At 67.6% G+C, this 19,893-nt stretch carries 16 protein-coding genes; 9 read left to right on the forward strand and 7 right to left on the reverse strand.

Going from position 1 to position 19,893, the window contains the following annotated elements:
- Positions 1-16 precede the first annotated feature (16 nt).
- Genes AC5I49_RS21825 through AC5I49_RS21835 form a run of 3 tightly spaced genes read right to left on the reverse strand, consistent with a single transcriptional unit; the run spans position 17 to position 2,965 of the window.
- Positions 17-733 (reverse strand): ABC transporter ATP-binding protein, encoded by a 717-nt coding sequence (locus tag AC5I49_RS21825; protein ID WP_013801071.1) that lies wholly within the window; start codon positions 731-733, stop codon positions 17-19.
- A 16-nt stretch (positions 734-749) separates the two neighbouring features.
- Positions 750-1,739, reverse strand: a complete 990-nt coding sequence (gene miaA, locus AC5I49_RS21830; RefSeq protein ID WP_209801635.1) for a tRNA (adenosine(37)-N6)-dimethylallyltransferase MiaA — start codon at positions 1,737-1,739, stop codon at positions 750-752.
- Positions 1,740-1,768: 29 nt separating this feature from the next.
- Positions 1,769-2,965 carry a multidrug effflux MFS transporter gene (locus AC5I49_RS21835; protein ID WP_209801634.1) on the reverse strand — a complete coding sequence of 399 codons (1,197 nt, stop codon included), beginning with the start codon at positions 2,963-2,965 and terminating at the stop codon, positions 1,769-1,771.
- Between the two features lie 214 nt (positions 2,966-3,179).
- Between AC5I49_RS21835 and AC5I49_RS21840 the strand changes: the two genes are divergently transcribed.
- The 4 genes from AC5I49_RS21840 (at position 3,180) to AC5I49_RS21855 (ending at position 7,803) form a co-directional block, all read left to right on the forward strand.
- Entirely contained in the window at positions 3,180-4,145 is a 966-nt protein-coding gene (locus AC5I49_RS21840; protein WP_017407485.1) for a sulfurtransferase, read from the forward strand.
- A 176-nt stretch (positions 4,146-4,321) separates the two neighbouring features.
- Positions 4,322-5,587: a YeeE/YedE thiosulfate transporter family protein gene (locus tag AC5I49_RS21845; protein WP_209801633.1), complete on the forward strand. Its 1,266-nt coding sequence runs from the start codon at positions 4,322-4,324 to the stop codon at positions 5,585-5,587.
- A 333-nt stretch (positions 5,588-5,920) separates the two neighbouring features.
- Positions 5,921-6,676, forward strand: a complete 756-nt coding sequence (locus AC5I49_RS21850) for a hypothetical protein (RefSeq protein WP_209801632.1) — start codon at positions 5,921-5,923, stop codon at positions 6,674-6,676.
- Between the two features lie 38 nt (positions 6,677-6,714).
- Positions 6,715-7,803, forward strand: a complete 1,089-nt coding sequence (locus AC5I49_RS21855) for a type VI immunity family protein (protein ID WP_209801631.1) — start codon at positions 6,715-6,717, stop codon at positions 7,801-7,803.
- A 68-nt stretch (positions 7,804-7,871) separates the two neighbouring features.
- On the opposite strand, the gene AC5I49_RS21860 is transcribed toward AC5I49_RS21855, so the two are convergent.
- Entirely contained in the window at positions 7,872-9,533 is a 1,662-nt protein-coding gene (locus AC5I49_RS21860; RefSeq protein WP_495789878.1) for an ankyrin repeat domain-containing protein, read from the reverse strand.
- A gap of 311 nt (positions 9,534-9,844) precedes the next feature.
- Here AC5I49_RS21860 and AC5I49_RS21865 point away from each other — a divergent pair, with 311 nt between their 5' ends.
- Complete coding sequence (locus AC5I49_RS21865; protein WP_495789879.1) at positions 9,845-11,284, forward strand: alpha/beta hydrolase family protein; 1,440 nt, start codon at positions 9,845-9,847, stop codon at positions 11,282-11,284.
- Positions 11,285-11,311: 27 nt separating this feature from the next.
- Here the strand turns inward: AC5I49_RS21865 and AC5I49_RS21870 are convergent, their stop codons facing one another.
- The gene (locus tag AC5I49_RS21870; RefSeq protein ID WP_495789880.1) at positions 11,312-12,214 is read right to left on the reverse strand and encodes an alpha/beta hydrolase; all 903 of its coding nucleotides are present in this window, start codon (positions 12,212-12,214) and stop codon (positions 11,312-11,314) included.
- 149 nt (positions 12,215-12,363) lie between these two features.
- On the opposite strand from AC5I49_RS21870, the gene AC5I49_RS21875 reads away from it, so the two are divergent.
- Both AC5I49_RS21875 and AC5I49_RS21880 read left to right on the forward strand, forming a co-directional pair.
- Positions 12,364-13,236 carry a methylglyoxal synthase gene (locus AC5I49_RS21875; RefSeq protein WP_016447679.1) on the forward strand — a complete coding sequence of 291 codons (873 nt, stop codon included), beginning with the start codon at positions 12,364-12,366 and terminating at the stop codon, positions 13,234-13,236.
- Between the two features lie 110 nt (positions 13,237-13,346).
- Complete coding sequence (locus AC5I49_RS21880) at positions 13,347-14,672, forward strand: serine hydrolase domain-containing protein (RefSeq protein ID WP_495789881.1); 1,326 nt, start codon at positions 13,347-13,349, stop codon at positions 14,670-14,672.
- A gap of 84 nt (positions 14,673-14,756) precedes the next feature.
- On the opposite strand, the gene gdhA is transcribed toward AC5I49_RS21880, so the two are convergent.
- On the reverse strand, positions 14,757-16,100 hold the full coding sequence (gdhA, locus tag AC5I49_RS21885; RefSeq protein ID WP_016447677.1) for an NADP-specific glutamate dehydrogenase: 1,344 nt from the start codon (positions 16,098-16,100) through the stop codon (positions 14,757-14,759).
- Positions 16,101-16,451: 351 nt separating this feature from the next.
- Positions 16,452-17,366, reverse strand: coding sequence for a LysR family transcriptional regulator (locus tag AC5I49_RS21890; protein WP_016447676.1), 915 nt, complete (start codon positions 17,364-17,366; stop codon positions 16,452-16,454).
- Between the two features lie 175 nt (positions 17,367-17,541).
- Here AC5I49_RS21890 and AC5I49_RS21895 point away from each other — a divergent pair, with 175 nt between their 5' ends.
- Together AC5I49_RS21895 and AC5I49_RS21900 are read left to right on the forward strand one after the other, a co-directional pair.
- On the forward strand, positions 17,542-18,402 hold the full coding sequence (locus AC5I49_RS21895) for an alpha/beta hydrolase (RefSeq protein WP_495789882.1): 861 nt from the start codon (positions 17,542-17,544) through the stop codon (positions 18,400-18,402).
- Positions 18,403-18,523: 121 nt separating this feature from the next.
- Complete coding sequence (locus AC5I49_RS21900) at positions 18,524-19,807, forward strand: efflux RND transporter periplasmic adaptor subunit (protein ID WP_495789883.1); 1,284 nt, start codon at positions 18,524-18,526, stop codon at positions 19,805-19,807.
- Positions 19,808-19,893: the final 86 nt, after the last annotated feature.

Genomic DNA, 19,893 nt, shown 5'->3' on the forward strand with positions numbered 1-19,893 from the left:
CGGATGGTCTCTGGCGCTAGGCGGGCTGCATGCCCTGTGCGGTCAGGCGCAGCACGCGGTCGGCACGGCGAGCGGCCTCGATGGAGTGCGTGACCAGCACCAGGGCGGCCTGGTGTTCCCGGGTCTGCTGCAGCAGCAGTTCCATGACCTGTGCGGCCGTGCCGGGGTCCAGGTTGCCGGTGGGCTCGTCGGCCAGCAGCAGGGCCGGGCCGTGGACCAGGGCGCGTGCAATGGCCACGCGCTGCAGCTGGCCGCCGCTGAGCTGCCAGGGCAGGCGCTGCTCCAGCCCCTGCAGCCCGACGGCCTGCAGCAGTTGCTGCACGCGCTGGCGGCCCGCCGCATCCAGCCGCTGCAGCAGCATCAGCGGCAGGGCCACGTTGTGCCAGACATCCAGGTGCGGCAGCACATGGAAGGCCTGGAACACGAAGCCCACATGGCTGCGCCGCCACAGCGCACGGCCGGTTTCATCCAGGGCCGACAGGTCCTGGCCTTCGTGCAGCACGCGGCCCTGCTGCCACTCATCAAGCCCGGCCAGGCAGTTGAGAAAGGTGGACTTGCCCACGCCCGAGTCACCCACGATGGCCACGAACTCGCCGCGCGCCACGCTGCAGTCCACGTTCTCGAAGACGGCGGTTTCCGTGCCGCCGTCGTTGCGGTAGCGCCGCGCCAGGCCCTGGACCTGAAGCAGCGGCGGCTGAGTCAGTGGCGTGTTGTCCCGGGGCGCGGCAGTCATGAAGGCGGTTTCCTGTTCAGCCGTTGCGGGCCTGGTTTGCTGCAGCCACCACGGCCATCGCTGCCTGCAGCAGTTGCGACTGGGCATCGGGCGCATCGCAGGCAATGGCATGGCGGGCGGGCATGCTGCGCAGCCAGGTGATCTGGCGCTTGGCCAGCTGGCGCGTGGCGGCAATGCCGCGTTCGCGCAGCGAGTCCATGGGGTACAGGCCGTCCAGCGATTCCCAGGCCTGGCGGTAGCCCACGCAGCGGATGGAGGGCAGGTCCAGGTGCAGGTCGCCGCGCGCGCGCAACTGCTGCACTTCGTCGATGAAGCCGGCGCTCAGCATGGCGTCGAAGCGCTGGGCGATGCGCGCATGCAGCCAGGCGCGGTCCTGCGGCTCCAGCGAGAAGAAGCCGCCGGGGCTGATCAGGCCCTGTGCCGCACCCTTGCCCGCTCGTGTATGAAAGCTGGACAGCGGTTTGCCCGACACCTGCCAGACCTCCAGCGCGCGCTGTATGCGCTGGCTGTCGGCCGGCGCCAGGCGCGCGGCCGTGGCGGGATCGACCTGGGCCAGCAGCGCATGCATGGCGGGCCAGCCGATCTGCGCGGCCTGTGCGTCCAGCCGCTCGCGCACGGCGGGGTCGGCGGCCGGCATGTCGTCAATGCCATCCTGCAGGGCCTTGAAATACAGCATGGTGCCGCCCACCAGCAGCGGCAGGGCGCCGCGCGCGCGGATCTCGGCCACCAGGCGCTGCGTGTCCTGCACGAATTCGGCCGCGCTGTAGGCCTGCAGCGGGTCGCGGATATCGATCAGGTGATGGGGGCAGGCAGCCAGTTCTTCGGGCGTGGGCTTGGCCGTGCCGATGTCCATGCCGCGATAGACCAGGGCCGAGTCCACGCTGATGATTTCTGCGGCCTGGCCGCGTTCGGCCAGCAGCCTGGCCAGGGCCAGGGCGGCAGCGGTCTTGCCGGAAGCGGTGGGGCCGGCGATGGCCAGGCAGGGGAGCGGGGAAGCGGTGGACATTCAAAAAACGCAAACGCAGGAAATGAAAATCAGCGGTGGCCATCGACCCCGCCGTGGCGGCGCACCAGCCCCCAGGCGACCAGGGCCGTGCACACGCCCCAGAACCAGATGCCGAAGGCCATGGGCCGGGTGGACTGGCCGTCCAGGTGCAGGCCCAGCCAGTGTCCCATGGCAAAGGCGATGAGCATCATGGTGAAGCCGTTGAGCGCCGAGGCCGTGCCCGCCGACTGCGGGAAGGGCGCGATGGCATTGCTCTGGCCGCAGGGCATGTGCACGCCATGGGCGATCTGGAAGATATAGAAGGGCAGGGCATAGGCCCAGAGGCTGCGCGCATCGGCCAGCGCCGCAATGCCGATGGCCGTGGCCGACAGCAGGCTGGCCAGCCCGGCAATCTGCACGGCGCGCCGCACATCCATGCGCTGCAGCAGCCAGCGGCACAGGAAGGTGCCCGCGATGTAGCACAGCGCATTGCTGCCCATCAGCAGGCCGTAGCCCGTGCGGCTTACGCCCAGCACATGGATATAGGTGAAGGAAGATGCGGCCAGGTTGGTGAACAGGGCCGCATAGGTGCAGCAGGTCAGCAACTGGTAGGACTGGAATCCCGGGTGGCGCACGATGGTGATCCAGTTGCGCGCCAGGGCCAGCGGCTGCAGCGCCGTGGGATTGGTGCGGGCCAGTGTCTCCGTGAAGCGCAGGGCCACCAGCAGCAGGGCCTGCGCACCCATCACCGCCTGGGCCAGCATGGTGGCGCGCCAGCCCAGCGAATCCACCAGCAGGCTGCCGCTGACGGGGCTCAGGAAGGCGATCACGCCCAGCCCGGTCAGCGCCTTGGACATGACCTGGGCACCCAGGTGCGGCGCGAACAGGTCGCGCACCATGGCGCGCGCACACATCACGCCGGCGCCCAGCGATGCACCCTGCAGCGCGCGCCAGGCGATCAGCGATTCCATGGTCTCGGCGCTGGCGCTGCCCAGGGCCGCCAGCACATAGATGGACATGCCTGCCAGCAGGATGGGCCTGCGCCCGAAGCGGTCGGACAGCGGCCCCCAGGCCAGCTGCGAGCAGCCGAAGGCCAGCAGGAAGGCCGTCAGCGTGAGCTGCACCTGGGACACCTGGGTGGAGAAGGCCGCCTGTATCGAGGGCAGGGCGGGCAGGTACAGATCTGTGGCCAGCGGCTGAAGCCCCAGCAGCAGGCCGAGCAGGATGACGACCAGGACGGGGGACATGGCCGGCTGCGCTTGCGCGACGGCGGGAGACAGGGGCGCTGACATAGGCGCCCGAGGGTAGCAGAGAACCCGGGGTGCCGCTGTCCATGCCTTGGCGGCGCATATCCATCTGCGGATTGCGCAGTTGGGAACCGGCCCGCCCCTGCCTACATTGCATTGCAGAGCAACCCGACCCCAACCGAGCAATCAACGCAACTGCGAACAAAGGACCGTGATGGCAACGCCGACCGCTTTCTCCACCATCCCCGCCACCCTGCGCCAGGGTGCCTGCACCGTGCTGTACGTCGCGGCCCTGATCGGCGGCACGGCCCATGCCAATGCGCCCGTTCCCGAAGGTCCGCTGGTCAGCACCGAATGGCTGGCGGCCAACCTCAACCGCGCCGACGTGCGCATCGTCGAAGTCAGCGTCAACCCCGGCCTGTACGAGCGCTCCCATGTGCCGGGCGCGGTCAATTTCTCGTGGCACAACGATCTCAACGACAAGGTACGCCGCGACATCGTGGGCAAGGAGCAGTTCGAGAAACTGCTGTCGCAGGCCGGCGTGAAGGACGGCACCACGGTCGTGCTGTACGGTGATACCAACAACTGGTTTGCAGCTTGGGGGGCCTGGGTCTTCGACATCTATGGCGTGCAGAACGTCAAGCTGCTGGACGGCGGCCGCAAGAAGTGGGAGGCCGAGAACCGCCCCCTCAACAACCGCGCCCCGGAATATGCGGCCACCACCTACCGCGTGGGCAAGGTCAACACCGCGCTGCGCGCGCGCCTGACCGATGCGCTGGCCTCGGCCGAAGGTCGCAGCGACGCCAGGCTCGTCGACATCCGCTCGGCCGACGAATACCAGGGCAAGGTCTTCGCCCCGGCCGGCGTGCCGGAGCTGGCCATCCGCGCCGGCCACATCCCCGGTGCCGTCAACGTGCCCTGGGGCCAGGCAGTGCGCGAGGACGGCAGCTTCAAGTCCGCCGAAGAACTCAAGAAGCTCTATGCGGGCGTGGGCATCGACGGCAGCAAGCCCGTCATCACTTACTGCCGCATCGGCGAGCGCTCCAGCCACACCTGGTTTGCGCTGTCCAAGATCTTGGGCTACCAGGTGCGCAACTACGACGGCTCGTGGACCGAATACGGCAACTCCGTGGGCGTGCCCATCAACAACCCGGCCGGTACGGTCTGGGCCGCGAAATGATTCCGCCGTCGATCAACCTGTCTTGAAGGCGGGGGCCGGGCGAGGGGTGTCAGTGCTCTTGGTTCGACGGATCAGGTGCGTGACGTGTGGCTTTGGCAAAAGCTCGGCTCCTTTGGGACCCGCAGACTGCGGGCCCCTTTTTTTTATGCGTGGATGGCAACAAAGGGGGGGCAGGAATGACAAGCGTGACCGGTGAGCACACGCAGAACGTGAATGGCAGGCACAGGGCAAGGGACTGGACCAGATGGCTGCCCCTGGCCGCCGTGCTGGCCGCAGCCTTGCCTGTGGCGGCGCAGCTGCAGCTGCAAGGCGGCGGGCGCACCCTGGTCTTTGCGCTGGCGCTGGGCCTGCTGCTGGGGCTGGTGCTGCAGCGCTCGCGCTTTTGCTTTTACTGCCATGCGCGCGACTGGTTCGAGTTCGGCGACCCGCGCGGCGTGCTCTCCATCCTGCTGGCGCTGGCCGTGGGATCGGCGGGCATGACCGTGGTGCTGGGCAGCTGGGTGGCCGTGCCCCAGCCGGGCCAGTTGCCGCCCGACATGCACATAGGCCCCGTGAGCTGGGTGCTGGTCCTTGCGGGCCTGGCCTTTGGAGCGGGCATGTCGGTCTCGGGCTCGTGCATCAGTGCCCACTGGTACCGGCTGGGCGAGGGCTCGCCCGTGGCGCCGTTTGCCCTGGTCGGCACGGGCCTGGGCTTCGTGCTGGGGTTTCGCAGCTGGAACCCGCTGTACAGCCTGGCCATTGCCGATGCACCCGTCATCTGGCTGCCGGCCCATCTGGGCTATGGCGGCGCGCTGGCGCTGCAACTGGCCGTGCTGGGCCTGCTGGCGGCCTGGGTCTGGCGCATTCATGGGCGCTCGGGCCGCGCACGGCCCCGGCCTGCGGCAGAACCGGCGCAGCCACCGGGCCTGTGCCAGCTGTGGCTGTCACTGTGGCAAGGCCGCTGGAACGCCGCGCTGGGCGGCCTGGCCGTGGGCCTGATCGCGGCCGCCGCCATCGTGCGCATGCGGCCGCTGGGCGTGACCACCACGCTGGGCAGCACCGTGCGTGGCTGGGCCCAGGCAGGCGGCTGGGTGCCCGAGCGCCTGCACGGCCTGGACACCCTGGGCGGATGCGCCACGGCCGTGCTCAACAGCCTGCTCACGCCCCATGCCGTGCTGCTGCTGGGCCTGGTGGCCGGTGCCTGGGGCGCCGCCGTGGCCAGCCGCCAGTGGACGCCACGCCGCCCCACCTGGCGCGATGCGGCTCGCGGCCTGGCCGGTGGCGCCTTGCTGGGCTGGGGCGCCATGACGGGGCTGGGCTGCACCATCGGCACGCTGCTGTCGGGCAGCATGGCGGGCGCGCTGTCGGGCTGGGTCTTTGGCGCGGCCGTGTTCACGGCGCTGTGGCTGGGATTTGCGTTGCGGCGCTGGCTGCACGAGCGTGCGGGAGCGCAGGGGCTTTGACCTGCAGCAGGAGATGATGGCCGAGTGACAGGCGAGCGCGGCACCTGAAACAGGCTTTCTGGCCATTGCTTGTCCTAGGCTTTTTTCTGCCAGTTTTCAGAGGAGACCGCTGCCAATTGCGGGCAGCTCAGTCCTGGAAATCTCTGAAAAATAGGATTTACGTGCCCAATTCATTGCTCCTATTATTTTCCTTTCAGAAGGAAGGGAGCGCCTTTCACAGGCGAAGGAGCCAATGACATTCAGGATAGACATCCATGCGCCATTGAGCCGCGCAGGGCGTTTCCACGAGTTGAATGGGGCAGTGGAGCGGCCACCGGCCATCCGCTCGGATACATGAGCTGCGGGCAACTGGTTCCCGCCTTCATTGCCCTCAATCGCCTGAAGCGGTCCAGGGACCTGTGCAAGGCTGTCGTGCTTGTTGGCTTCAACAAGGTATGCGGCACCCGGGACTTCGACAACGAACTGGACCGCAGGGCGCTGTGCGAGCTGTTTTGCTGCTGCATGACCGGCGGCCTGGGCCAGCGCTGCGTGGCCGGCGTGGTCATGCAGGCCGATGGGTTTGAAGGCTACCGGGGCTACTACAAGCAGGAAGTGCCTTACCTGAACAGAGCACCTGTCATGTCGCGCAACGAGCCCGTGCGCCCCACGCGCAGCCGGCCTGCGGGCTCGCGCATTCCGGATGTGGTCGTGGTGAAGAACCCGCGCCTGCCGCCTGTGCTGGACAACGTGCAGCGGGTCTATGAGATGAAGTTTCCGGGGGATGGCTTTTCCAATGCGGAAGGGCCAGACGGCAAGACACAGCTTCAGGCCTATACGCACCTTTTTGGAGACAAGTTTCTCAAGAAAGCCTTGGATGCAAGAAGTTGTGCGTGCGACGGCGATGGAGAAAAGTCGAACCAAGGTGTGTTGAACCAGGCAGCGCGATGGCAGGCCAACAGGGAAAAGGCCATCTCTTTGTCCGAGCGGGTGAATAAGGATACGGCGGCGGCGGTCGGGGCTGCAGCCGGTGCGTCTGCGCTGGGGCGGGCGCTCCGAGGTATAGGCATAGTGGGGACTGCACTGGCAAGAGTCCTCGGGTTGTCCTTTTGAGGTGATGGCTTCGGTATAGCGAAATATGGAGGGTTGATATGGCAAAAGATTTCAAAAAACCTTTGAGCACCAGAGAGCTGCAAAAAGCCACCGTGGCGACGATCGATATTCTCAAGGCGCTGGTACTGTGCAATCAGTTCGGTGATGTCTGCGCAAGAGCCGGCTGGACCATTGAAATGGTGTTCCATGAAGGGGATTCCTTGGCTGTGCGTGAGCGTGCATGGGAAGTGGTCGATATTTTTTGTGAGGCTGTAGGGAAGGAGAAACTGGTTTATTGGTACGACGGAATGCCTGCCATGCTGACCAGCGCGATAGCACAAAGAAAGTTGGCTGCAAAAAAGCAGAAAAGCTTTGATAACCCAAAAGGTTATGCACTGATATTTCATATGGCTTCGGGCAAGCCAAATCCCCCTGAGGTGTGGGAGAACAATGCGCAAGACTTTCGCCTTTACTGTCGCATTGAGAATGACGAAGGTATTTGGGGGCATGACAGATATACGACGCCTGGCATAGGCCCTTCCATGTCTTTCATTCGCATGGCATTTCCTGCATGGTGGGTCCTGGATCAGCTGCCCGAAAACAATGTGGGCCGCATTACCACCCAGGTGGTGGAGTTGATGCAGCCTTTCTGGGCCATTGCCGGATGGGGTGTCATGCCTGCAGTGGAGGAGCGCAATATCGATCCCGATGGCAAGGGCCAGCAGATGCTGTACCCCTATCTGCAGCGTTTTCCAGGCTTGAATGCCCTGGGCAGTCTTGCGCTGATGAGCCATGACTTCAACAACGCCATGTACAGCATCAACTGGCTGAGTTTTGTGAGTGATGCCTTGCTGGAAAAGCTGGGTGGTCGGGATGCGGTGCGCAAGCAGGTTCAGGCCAGCCAGTATCTTTCGGCTGGGGATGTAGGCAACTGTCTGGGGATACGGGCAGGAGATTTCCCAGGACTGGGGGATATGGACCAGGGGCTGACGCTGCCCGCCTTTGGCGAGGCGGCACGCCTGCTCAAGCCTTTGCGCGCCAGATCCCGGCTCAACAACTTCATCGGCCCGCCGCCTTCGGGGTCCAATGATGAACATGCGTGGCTGCTGGCATGCGATGCCTACATGAGCCGGTTTGATCTGTTCTGACCCATGCAGGCACTGCAGCTGAATCCTGCCGGGCCAGCCGGCAGGACGGGTTTTCGGGTCGGGCGGACCTAGTCCGCGTCAACCCCTAGCAGCAAATCCGTGATCTCGTCCGGATACCGCTGCCGGTTGCCGTCGATGAGCACGCAGCCGGGTACTTCGGGGTCGGGCCGGGCCATGGGCATACCGTGGTCCAGCAGGGCCTGGGCGCAGCCCAGCCAGTCGCCGCCGCCGGGTTCCGTGGATTCGGGCCGGTTCAGCGATGCCCAGCACAGGGTGCCTGCGCAGTTGTCGCCATAGGCGTGGCGTTCGGTCCACTGTGCGCCGTGCTCCAGCAGGAAGCGCGCCATGGCGGCATCGCCACGGAAAACGGCCTGGTTCAGTGCGGATGCATCCCAGTCGCCGCCGCGCGCAGCGATGGGCCAGCCCAGTTCCACCATGCAGCGCACGGCCTCCATGCGGCCCAGGGCTGCCAGTTCGGGCAGCATGCGCAGCTGCTCGTGAGACAGTCCTTGCAGCAGACCCGGGTGGGACGCGAGAAGCCCTCCGGCCTGGGCCCGGTCGCCCATGGCGCAGGCGGCAACGAACTGTTCTTCGGGCGTGGCGGGTTCAGCGCCCGTGGCCTGTTCCAGCAGGACGGCCACGTCGGCCAGGCCAAAGCGCCGTGCCAGGCGGGCGGCGCCCAGGCCTTGCGGTGTGCGGGTGGCCGGGTCGGCTCCTGCATCCAGCAAGGCCTGCACGTGGGCGGGCGAGCGCAGCCGGCGTATGGCCCACAGCAGCGGGCGACCCCATTCGCCCTGGCCGTTGTCCTCGTTCGGATCGGCGCCGTGGTCCAGCAGCAGGCGCAGGGCCTGCTCATCGTCCAGGTCCAGCACGCGGAACAGGGCATTGCTGCCCTCCACACGCGCGCCCGCCTGCAGCAGCAGCCGCGTGCATTCGCGGCTGGCCGGCGTGCCTTCCAGAGAGTGGTAGAGCGATTCGCCGTCGTTGGGGTCGGCCCCGGCCTGCAGCAGCATCTGCGTCAGTTGCGCATCATGGTTCTGGCCTGCTGCGCCATAGAGTGCTGACAGCCGCTCGGTCTCGGAGGGCGCCTGCAGCGAGGCCGGCGGCCAGCGATTGCCCACGGTCTGCAGCGGGTCGGCGCCCGCGTCCAGCAGCCAGCGCGCGCAGGCGCGCAGCGGCTCGGCGAACTCGGGCAGGCGCAGCAGGCACGAGTGCGTGACGGCCACCAGCGGCGGCAGTCCCAGCGGCCCGCCTGCGCGCTGCAGCCAGCCGGGATCTCTGTGCGTGGCTTCGCGCAGCGCGGCCAGGTTGCCGATGGCGCAGGCCATCCAGGGATCATTGCCCGGCAGCTCCGGCCGCTCGTCCAGCAGGCGCCGGGCCAGCGCGGGCTGCGCGCGGTGCGTGCCGCCCGCCACATCGCCGGCATAGACCAGGGCCAGCCAGTGCAGCCGGGATGTCTCTGGGTCCGCCGCCAGGCGCTGGCATGCCTCGACGTAGCCTGACAGCTCGCTCCATGAGGCGAAACCGTGCTCGCGCGCCACGGCGGACTGGGCGTCGTGCAGCCGCAGGTCCATGGCGGCCAGTGCTTCATCCGTGCGGCCCCGGGCAGCGGGCAGGTGGGCGCGCAATTGCTCCATGGCCTGGGCCGAGCCTGCGCGATAGGCGGCCAGCAGTTGCTTGGCCTGTTTCTTGAGATGGCCCATGTCGGGCCGGGCGGGGATGCGTTTCACAGGGATACCTCCGTGCACGAAGGCCAATGACCTGCAGCTTGGCGCACAAAGGCATGTGGCAAGAGAAAAACGCCGAGAGGCGCATACAGGTGGGTTCAACCCTTCCCGCAGGTCCGGGTGCGGCCTGCACCGCAAGCGCGGATGTTATCGCAAGGCGACAGTCATCTGGGTGACAGCCGGCAGCCCCTGCTTGCGGGTTCCTACCCGCATGGCGGGCCAGTTGTCTGGCATAGGCTGCGTCGGCACTCCCCCTTGAAACGGATTTTTTGCGCGCGTTCCCCTTCAAACCTTCATCCCAAGGAGACAGTCTTATGCGAGCCCTGCGTTGGAATCGTTGGAAGTATCTCGGTCTGCTGGCGGTCACGGGCCTTGCGGCCTGCGGCGGGGGGGACGGTGATGCGCCCGAGGAAACCCGGGCCCAGGATAGCCGCAGCTTTGCGCCGGCCAATCCTTCTGCCACCACGTTCGATGCGCTGGCGGCTGCCGCTGGCGACACGGTGGACAACGCCAGCACCAGCCGCTGGGCCGGAGTGCTGGAAGGCGCGGCCTACCGCATCGAGGTGCCCGCCAACTGGAATGGCCGCCTGGTGATGTATGCCCACGGCTATGCGGGCGAGGGCAGTGCGCTCAACGTCAGCAATCCGTCCATACGCCGCTACCTGATCCAGAACGGCTATGCCTGGGCGGCGTCCAGCTACAGCAAGAACTACTACGACGTGCGCGCCGGCGTGGAGGACACGAATGCGCTGGCGCTGGCCTTCAACCGCCTGGCCGCATCCCACGGCCGGCCGCTGGCGCAGCCGCAGCGCCTGTACATCACCGGCCATTCCATGGGCGGCCATGTCACGGCGGCGGCCATCGAGGCCGAAGCCCAATCAACGGCCCGCAACAAGGTGCGCTACCAGGGCGCCGTGCCCATGTGCGGCGTGATGGGCGATACCCAGCTGTTCGACTACTTCGCGGCGGCCCAGGTCACTGCCCAGGCCCTGGCGGGCGAGGCCCAGCATGCCGTCACCGACTGGGCGGCCATCCAGGGCAAGGTGACATCGGCCCTGTTCACGACCTTCCCGTCTGCACCTACCGCGACGGGCCGCGCCTATCTGTCGGTGATCCAGAATCTCACGGGCGGTCCGCGCCCGCTGTTCGACCTGGGGGTGGCCGTGGGTGGCTCGTTCGCTCCGGTCTGGGGTGTGTTCGGCAGCGACGGCTCGGTCAACGGCATCCTGAACCGCAACGTGACCGATACCAACCGCTTCACCTACCGCATCGATGGGGATGCAGCGGCCTCGGCCGCGCTCAATGCCGCCGCGCAAAAGCGCACGGCCGCGCCCGATGCCAACCGGCTGCGCCGCGACGGCCTGCGCTGGATTCCCGTGAGCCCAGGCGACATCGGCATTCCAGTGGTGACGCTGCACACGCTGGGCGACCTGTATGTGCCGTTCAGCATGCAGCAGATCTACCAGCGACGCGTGGCCGACAAGGGCAAGGACCGTTGGCTGGTGCAGCGCGCCATCCGCGGCGCATCGCACTGCGACTTCACCGTGGCCGAGCAGGTGGAGGCCTTCGATGCCATGGTGCAGTGGGAGCAGGGCGGCGCCAGGCCGGGCGGTGACGATGTGCAGACGGCCGCCACGGTGGCCGCGCCCACCTATGGCTGCCGCTACACGCGCAACACGCTGGGCCCGGATGACAGCACCACCACGCGGCAGTTGCGTGCCGTGATCTCGCAGAACGCGGCAAGCTGCCCGTAGCGCGGAAGGCGGCGCAGGCTGCGCCGCTCAGCGCGGGCTTGCAGGCGCGGTGGGCGCCTGTGCGAGCAGGCGCAGCCCGAACAGCTCGTCCAGCGCCTGCCGGTATTGCTCCATGGCGCGCGACTGGGTGTTGTGGTGGTTGCCGCCTTCGATGAGCACGAAGCGCTTGGGCTCGCTGGCCGCCTCGAACAGCTGGCGGCCCAGCGTGGCGGGGATCAGCGGATCGGCGCTGCCGTGCACGACCAGCAGCGGCGAGCCTATGCCGGCCACCTTGTCGATGGAGGCAAAGCGCTGCGTGATCAGCGGCCCCACGGGCAGCCAGCCCCAGCGGAAGCTGCGGACCACGTCGGGAATGCTGGTGAAGGTGGCCTCGACCATGACGCCGGCCTCATCCTGGACGCTGCGCGCCAGGTCGATGGCGATGGCGCCGCCCAGCGAATGGCCGAAGATGAAGCGCGGCCGGTCCGGAGCGTGCCGGCCCAGCCAGTCCCAGCCGGCGCGGGCATCCTCGGCGGCCGATTCCTCGGACGGCAGGCCGGCGCTGCTCTTGCCAAAGCCCCGATAGTCGATGGCCAGCACCGAAAAGCCCAGCTCGTGCAGCCGCCGGATGCGCGGCGAGGAGCCGGCAACGTTCCAGCGCGCGCCATGCAGGTACAGCAGCACGGGGGCGTTGCCGGCCGTGGCCGGCTGGGGCAGCCACAGCGCATGCAGGCGGGCGCCGTCCTGCGTTGGCATGTCGATCCAGACATCTTCCATGCCGGCCGTGTTGGCGCCGGGCCAGCTGCGGTCGCTGGGCTGGAAGATCCATTCGCGCTGCTTGGTGTCCAGAACGGAGCAGCCGCTGGCCGCCAGCAGCGCGGCCACGCCCAGCGCTGCCGTGAGCCGGTGCAGGCGCCGTCGGGGCCACAGGTGGGAAAGCAGTGAGGGCATGACGCAACAATGGATGCACGGGCCGGCCAAAAGTTCAGCGCCGCTGCCGTGCCGGCCGGCGCTGTCATGGATTGGCGCTATTCTTGCCGCTGGTCCGCAGGCTGTCCTGGCTGCACGGGCCTCTCCCCACTGTTGATGAGTGAACCTGTATGCCGATACGCCTGGGCCTGGCCGCCAACCGAATCCACCACCAAACCGAGGATGCCGCACTGTTCGGCTGGCTGCGCGCCTGCGAGTCCGGCATCCGCGAGCTGCAGCTGGGCCTGCATGCCGTGGGCCGCACCTTCGATGCCATCCAGGCGGCCGGCATGCTGGCGTCCTACCGGGGCCTGCGCCGCTATCCCTATGGCCGCGAAGGCGGGCTGATGAAACTGGTGGCCGAGGTGGTGGGCGTGGAAGGTGACGAGCGCACCATCGACGGGGCCATCTATTTCACCGACCCGGTGGATCCGTCCTCCATCTTTCCCGAGGCCGTGGCGCTCAAGCGCCAGTGCGTGATCCATGGCAAGCCCTTCCTGTCCACCGTGGCCTCGGCGCGGGACTGGGTCGAGATGGAGCGCATCCAGGCAGGTCTGCCCAAGGATGCCGGTGCGCAGCGCTTTCACGACTACGCCCAGCAGACGCTGGCGCTGATCGCCCACGATGCGCTCAAGCCCACCATGCTGGATTTCGCGGCGCGCAACTTCGAGCTGCTGTCGCGCTTTGGCCGGCGCGTGGGCACGGGCACCACGGGCCAGCGCCTCAACGAAATGGCCTGGAGCCGTGGCTGGCCCGAGGACCGGCCCTGGGTGGACCGCTACAACAGCGGCCCGCTGGGCGGCGATGCGCAGATCGCCGACCTGGTGCTGGACCGCCGCTGCCAGCGCGTGATCTTCTTCGAGGACCCGCATGTGGCGCGCCAGCACGAGGCCGACATCCAGCTGCTGGAGCGCGCCGTGACCACGGTGACGCACGACACGGTCTGCACCACTTCTCCGGCCGTGGCGCAGCGCTGGTGCGATGCGGCCTTGATGCGCCGCTGAAACCTTCGTCACGCAGACGACAGCCCGCCGGCCTGCGGGTGGGCGAACACCCGTGACCGGCCGAGGGCTTTCTGCAAGACTGGCCGTTTCCAAAAACCAAGGAGACAACGATGGTCAGTCCGCTCTTTCGGCGTTCCCGGCATGCCATGGCCCTGCTGGCACTGCTGCCCGGCTGGGTGGCGGCCCAGGCACAGGCCCCCGCAGCGCCCGCGCTGCCGCCGCCCGACAGCGTGCGCCTGGAGCAGCTGGGGCTGATGCAGGGCTTTCCGCCGGCCGCCGACAAGCGCGTGGACGTGTCCAACGGCTACCGCTATCCGCAGCTGCGCTGGGTGGTGCAGCACCTGCGCGAAATCCAGCCCACGCAGAACATCCGGCGCGGCGCGGCGGCGCCCTCGGCACTGCCCGAAGCGCCCATGGCCCTGGGCGGCCTGCGCTTTGACGACGACAAGGGCCAGCCCGTCACCGTGGACCAGTGGCTGGACCGCACCTATACCGACGCCATCGTGGTGCTGCACAAGGGACGGGTGGTCTTCGAGCGCTACCAGAACCAGATGCAGGCCAGCTCGCCGCACCTGCTGTTCTCGGTCACCAAATCGTTCACCGGCCTGATGGCCGCGCAACTGGCCCAAGAAGGGCGCATCGACCCCCAGGCGCTGGTGACGAAGTACGTGCCTGAGCTGGAAGGCTCGGCCTGGGGCGACATGACGGTGCGCCAGGTCATGGACATGACGGGCGCCGTGCGCTTTCGCGAGGACTACACCGACCCCAGGACCGAGATCTTCGGCTACTCCTGGGCCTCGGGCATGCTGCCGCGTCCGCCCGGTTACGCGGGGCCGACCAATGTCTACGACTTCCTCAAGACGCTGCCCCAGGAAGGCACGCATGGCGAGGGCTTTGTCTACCGCACCGTGCACTCCGAGGTGCTGGGCTGGATCGTCTCGCGCGTCACGGGCCGGCGCTGGAGCGATCTCATGAGCGAGAACATCTGGCAGAAGCTGGGCATGCAGGAAGACGCCTATGTGATGGTGGACAGCACCGGCACGCCGCTGCAGGGCGCGGGCCTGAACGCCACGGCGCGTGACCTGGCGCGCGTGGGCGAGATGCTGCGCCTGGGCGGCAGCTTCAACGGCCACAAGATCTTCGACAAGGCGGTGCTGGACGACATTGCGCGCGGCGGCGACCGCGAGCAGTTCAAGTTCCGCGGCATCCAGGCCGCGCGGCCCGGCTACAGCTACCGCAACCAGTGGTGGGTGCTGCACAACGCCGATGGCGCCTACGAGGCCGCCGGCATACACGGCCAGTTCATCCACGTGAACCCGGCCGCGCAGATGGTGGTGGTCAAGCTGTCATCGCACCCGGTGGCGGGCGCGGCCTTCACGCATGCGCTGACGCTCAAGGCCTGGGCGGCGCTGGCCGATGCGGTGCGCGACAGGTAAGGCGCGCGAATCCATCTCTTTCCATGAAAAAAGCCCATGCAGCAGGCTGCATGGGCATTCGTCAGGGGTGGGAAGCGCTGACGCTCAGATCACGCCCTGGGCCAGCATGGCATCGGCTACCTTGACGAAGCCGGCGATGTTGGCGCCGTCGATGTAGCTGACCGTGCCGTCCTCGCGCTTGCCGTACTTCAGGCAGGCGGCGTGGATGCCTTGCATGATCTGCAGCAGGCGGGCATCGACTTCCTCGGCGGGCCAGGACAGGCGGGCCGCGTTCTGGCTCATCTCCAGGCCCGAGGTGGCCACGCCACCGGCATTGCTGGCCTTGCCCGGTGCGTACAGCACGCCGGCCTTCTCGAAAGCCTTGGCGGCTTCGATGGTCGAGGGCATGTTGGCGCCTTCGGCCACGCAGACCACGCCGTTGGCGATCAGCACCTTGGCATCTTCCTCGGTCAGTTCGTTCTGCGTGGCGCAAGGCAGGGCCACGTCCACCTTCAGGTGCCACGGCGTCTTGCCGCGCAGGAACTCTGCGCCCACCAGCTTGGCGTACTCGTCCACGCGGCCGTAGCGGTGGTTCTTCACGTCCATTAGGATGGCCAGCTTCTCGGTGGTGAAGCCGTCCTGGTCATACACGGTGCCCGAGGAGTCGGAGACCGACACCACCTTGGCGCCCAGCTGCATGGCCTTTTCCACGGCGTACTGGGCCACATTGCCCGAGCCGGAGATGGAGACGGTCTTGCCTGCGAAGGACTGGCCGCGCGTGGCCAGCATTTCCTGGGCGAAGTAGACGGTGCCGTAGCCGGTGGCTTCGGGACGGATCAGCGAGCCGCCGAAGGACAGGCCCTTGCCCGTGAACACGCTGGCGGCGCTGTTGGACAGCTTCTTGTACATGCCGGCCATGAAGCCCACTTCGCGGCCGCCCACGCCGATGTCGCCTGCCGGCACGTCGGTGTCCGGGCCCACGTGGCGGAACAGCTCGGTGACGAAGGCCTGGCAAAAGCGCATGACTTCAGCGGGGCTCTTGCCCTTGGGATCGAAGTCCGAGCCGCCCTTGCCGCCGCCCATGGGCAGCGTGGTCAGCGCGTTCTTGAAGGTCTGCTCGAACGCCAGGAACTTGAGCACGGACAGCGTGACCGAGGGGTGGAAACGCAGGCCGCCCTTGTAGGGACCGATGGCCATGCTGTGCTGGATGCGGAAGCCGCGGTTGACCTGCACCTGGCCTTTGTCGTCGGTCCAGCTCACGCGGAACATGACCACGCGCTCGGGCTCGACCAGGCGCTCCAGCAGTCCGTGCTCGGCGTACTTGGGGTTCTTCTCGATGAAGGGCCACAGGCTTTCCATCACTTCGGTGACGGCTTGCAGGAATTCGGGCTGGCCGGGATTGCGTTGCGCGACTTCATCAAGGAACTGGCCGACGGACTCGTACTTCATGGAAAAAACCTCTGACTAAAAACGGCTGCGGGAAGGGGTGAGTGCAAACCAAGATTATGCCTAAAAGTTATGCCGTCATGCATCGTTTTGGTGAACGGCGCCCGAGCTTGGTGCCTTTGTGCCGTGTTTCGGTGCATCTTCAGAGGGGGTTGACGGTATTTGGTGCATGGCAGAAAGCTGCGTGCAGCAGTGGGCGGGCAGGCAGGCTCCTGGATCGGCCGTATCCGGTGGCGTGCATGGTCATGGCGAATGGGAATGGCTGGCGCCATGCCCGCTGACATGAAGAGTGGCTGGGAAGGCCTTGCAGCCGGACGGGGCTTGGGCCCGCCCGGCCATCCCATCGCCGGCCTTTCAGCTGCGCTGCAGCTGGGGATGGCGTGCGAACAGGTCGGCCGCCCAGTCCACGAAGGCCCGCACCTTGGCGCTGAGGTGGCGGTTGGGCGGGTAGACCACGTGTATGGGCAGCGGCGGCTGGGTCCAATCGGGCAGGACCTCGACCAGTTCGCCGCTGTCGATCAGCGGCTGGGCAAAGGCCGTGACCAGCTGCGCGATGCCAAAGCCCGCCAGCACGGCGGCCGTGTAGGCATTGCTGTCGTTGGCCGCGATGCGGTAGTTGCCCGCCACCTCGATGGATTCATCGCCCCGCTGGAATTCCAGCGGGTACATGCGCCGCGTATGGCCCGAGAAGAAGGCGACGATCTGGTGCTTCGTATCCAGTTCGGACGGATGCTGGGGCACGCCATGGCGTGCCAGGTAGGCGGGCGAGGCCACGGTGACCCAGTTCATCGAGCCGATGCGGCGCGCCACCAGGGACTGGTCGCTGAGCTCGCCCCCACGGATCACGCAGTCCACGTTGTCGCTGATCAGGTCCACCAGGCGGTCGCCCACGCCCAGGTCGATCTGTATGTCGGGATAGCGTTCGCAGAATTCGGTCAGCGCCGGAATGATGATCAGCCGGGCCATGGAGCTGCCCACGTCCAGCCGCAGCCGCCCGCTGGGCGCGGTCTGGGTGTTGACCATGCTGGCTTCGAGATCGTCGAAGTCGTTGAGCAGGCGTGCCGCGCGTTCGTAGTAGGCGGCGCCATCGGGCGTGACGGTGACGCGCCGCGTCGTGCGGTTGAGCAGCTTGACGCGCACGCGCGCCTCCAGCGCCTGGATCTGTTTGGTGACCGTGCCCTTGGGCAGGTCCAGCGAATCGGCGGCGCGGGTGAAGTTGCCGGCTTCCACCACGCGAACGAAGACACGCATGGCCTGGATCTGGTCCATGGAAAGTTGCTCCTGCAGCGCCCGGCAAGGGAATGCCGGCTCGGCGGAATTCTCACACGCGCCGTGTCGGGCGATTGTTCGTGAAACGGAAACAGAGCGATGGCTGCGTTGCTATTTCAGACATGGCCGGCGCCGCCTATATTCCAACCATCGACCATTGCCGCAGGTTCGCGCCATGTCCACTTCCTCGTCGCCTTCGAACGGCCCCGCCGTCGGGGCGCAGATTGCCGAAACAGAATTCTCCATCGAGCTGCCCGAGCACGGCACCGTGGCTGCGCGCGCCTATGGCCAGCGCAGGCCCGGCACGGTTTCGCCTCTGGTGCTGCATTTCCATGGCGGCACCTTTGTCTGCGGCACGCTGGACAACGGCCGCTACATCGGCCGGCTGCTGGCCGAGGCGGGCGCCGTCGTGGTGTCGCTGGCCTATCCGCTGGCGCCCGAGCATCCGTTTCCCCAGCCCATCGAGGTGGGCTACGCCGTGCTGCAGTGGCTGTACAAGCACCGCGTGAAGATGGCGGGCAAGGGCGCGCCGCTGTTCCTCGCGGGTGAAGAAGCCGGCGGCAACCTGGCCGCCGCCGTGGCCGTGATCTCGCGCGACCGTGGCCACCCTCCGCTGGCAGGCCAGATCCTGGTGTCGCCCATGCTCGATCCCTGCACCGGCACCGCCTCGCAGCGCGAGGCCACGCCCGAGGCCGGCGAATGCCGCTGGGCCACGGGCTGGCGCGAGTACCTGAGCTGCCCCAAGGACGCCATGCATCCCTATGCCGTGCCCGGCAGCTCGCTGCGCCTGGCCCAGCTGCCGCCGGCCCTGGTGCTGGTGGGTGGCGACGACCCGCTGCGCGACGAGGCCCAGGCCTATGCGGCCCGCCTGCGCGCGGCCGGCGTGACGGCCAGCAGCCATGTGCTGCCCAGCGCGTCGAACTGGCCGCAGGCCCTGTCCGAGGCCGAGGCCTGTACGGCCTGCAGCGCCGCCGTGTTCCAGCATGTGCATGACTTCTTCGAGGCCACCATGAACAAGCCCGCAGCACCGGGCTAGGCCCCGCGCCGCCGCAGCCGGCGAACCTTGCTGCCCCCGTTTTTCCATTTCGATTCCGCCTTCCCGGCGCGTTCAGGCGCCGGGCGGGCATCGTGTTCCCTGAATTACGCAAAAAAACACCATGTCCACCCAATCCACCTCATCCTCCTCACCCTCTTCTTCCGCCTCGGCCCAGCGCAAGGGCTGGAAGCTGCCGGCCGCTGCAGCGGCCATCCTCGCCGTCAGCGCCGGCCTGTTCGGCCTGCACGGCTTCGATGCCAAGGCCGATGACGCGCCCGCCAGCGCCCAGCCCGCCGCCACGCCCGTGTCGGTGGCCACGGTCGCCGAAAGCGAGGTCACCGCCTGGGACGAGTTCTCGGGCCGCCTTGAAGCCGTGGAGCGCGTGGACATCCGCTCCCGCGTCGCCGGCGCCGTGCAGGCCGTGCACTTTCGCGAGGGCGCGCTGGTCAAGCAGGGCGATCTGCTGATCACCATCGACCCCGCACCGTATGCGGCCGAGGTCGAGCGTGCCGAAGCCCAGGTGGCCTCGGCCCAGGCACGCCAGTCCTATGCACGCAGCGAGCAGGAGCGCGCACGCCGCCTGTGGGACGAGCGGGCGATTGCCCAGCGCGAGCTGGACGAGCGCATCAACGCAGGCAGCGAGGCCGAGGCCAATCTGCGCGCGGCCCAGGCGTCCCTGCAATCGGCGCGGCTGAACCTGGGCTACACCCAGGTGCGCGCCCCCGTGTCGGGCCGCATCGGCAAGCGCGAGATCACCGTGGGCAACCTGGTGGCCGCAGGCCCGGGCGCGCCGGTGCTGACCACGCTGGTCTCGGTCAGCCCCATCTATGCGAGCTTCGATGCCGATGAGCAGGTCATCACGCGCGCGCTCAAGGAGCTGGGCGGCGGCGCGGGCAACCGCGCCAGGATCGACAGCATTCCCGTGCAGATGGGCACGGCCACGGCCGGCAGCACGCCCTTCGAGGGCCGGCTGCAGCTGATCGACAACCAGGTCGATGCCCGAAGCGGCACCGTGCGCGTGCGCGCCGCCTTCGACAACAAGGACGGCGCCCTCATGCCCGGCCAGTTCGCCCGCATCCGCATGGGCCAGGCGCGCGACAGCAGCATGCTGCTGGTCAGCGAGCGCGCCATCGGCACGGACCAGAGCAAGAAGTACGTGATGGTGGTGGGCGGCGACAACAAGGCCGTCTACCGCGAGGTGGTGCTGGGCGCCTCGATCAACGGCCTGCGCAACGTGACCCAGGGCCTGCAGCCCGGCGAGCGCGTGGTCGTCAACGGACTGCAGCACATCCGGCCCGGCGCCCTGGTCGCGCCCAAGGAGGTGTCCATGGATGCGCGGGCCGATGCCCGCCAGCCGGGCACCCGGCAGGCAGCCGATCAAGTGGCTGACGCAACCAAGTCCTGATCTAGCCGCACACCTTTCCTGCCTCTGAAATGCCGCCTGACCGCAGGCGGCATGGGCCGCGCTTTGCCGTGGCGGAGCCAAACACC

This window comes from Delftia sp. (assembly GCF_059499305.1).

What these genes read in the sequence shown, in the direction of transcription:
- miaA (WP_209801635.1), bottom strand. Translation starts at nt 1,739, where the DNA reads ATGTCCACCGCTTCCCCGCTCCCCTGCCTGGCCATCGCCGGCCCCACC.
- AC5I49_RS21855 (WP_209801631.1), top strand. Translation starts at nt 6,715, where the DNA reads ATGGCAAAAGATTTCAAAAAACCTTTGAGCACCAGAGAGCTGCAAAAA.
- AC5I49_RS21845 (WP_209801633.1), top strand. Translation starts at nt 4,322, where the DNA reads ATGACAAGCGTGACCGGTGAGCACACGCAGAACGTGAATGGCAGGCAC.
- AC5I49_RS21875 (WP_016447679.1), top strand. Translation starts at nt 12,364, where the DNA reads ATGCCGATACGCCTGGGCCTGGCCGCCAACCGAATCCACCACCAAACC.
- AC5I49_RS21890 (WP_016447676.1), bottom strand. Translation starts at nt 17,366, where the DNA reads ATGGACCAGATCCAGGCCATGCGTGTCTTCGTTCGCGTGGTGGAAGCC.
- AC5I49_RS21850 (WP_209801632.1), top strand. Translation starts at nt 5,921, where the DNA reads ATGAGCTGCGGGCAACTGGTTCCCGCCTTCATTGCCCTCAATCGCCTG.
- AC5I49_RS21900 (WP_495789883.1), top strand. Translation starts at nt 18,524, where the DNA reads ATGTCCACCCAATCCACCTCATCCTCCTCACCCTCTTCTTCCGCCTCG.
- AC5I49_RS21895 (WP_495789882.1), top strand. Translation starts at nt 17,542, where the DNA reads ATGTCCACTTCCTCGTCGCCTTCGAACGGCCCCGCCGTCGGGGCGCAG.
- AC5I49_RS21835 (WP_209801634.1), bottom strand. Translation starts at nt 2,965, where the DNA reads ATGTCCCCCGTCCTGGTCGTCATCCTGCTCGGCCTGCTGCTGGGGCTT.
- AC5I49_RS21870 (WP_495789880.1), bottom strand. Translation starts at nt 12,214, where the DNA reads ATGCCCTCACTGCTTTCCCACCTGTGGCCCCGACGGCGCCTGCACCGG.
- AC5I49_RS21865 (WP_495789879.1), top strand. Translation starts at nt 9,845, where the DNA reads ATGCGAGCCCTGCGTTGGAATCGTTGGAAGTATCTCGGTCTGCTGGCG.
- gdhA (WP_016447677.1), bottom strand. Translation starts at nt 16,100, where the DNA reads ATGAAGTACGAGTCCGTCGGCCAGTTCCTTGATGAAGTCGCGCAACGC.
- AC5I49_RS21840 (WP_017407485.1), top strand. Translation starts at nt 3,180, where the DNA reads ATGGCAACGCCGACCGCTTTCTCCACCATCCCCGCCACCCTGCGCCAG.
- AC5I49_RS21880 (WP_495789881.1), top strand. Translation starts at nt 13,347, where the DNA reads ATGGTCAGTCCGCTCTTTCGGCGTTCCCGGCATGCCATGGCCCTGCTG.
- AC5I49_RS21825 (WP_013801071.1), bottom strand. Translation starts at nt 733, where the DNA reads ATGACTGCCGCGCCCCGGGACAACACGCCACTGACTCAGCCGCCGCTG.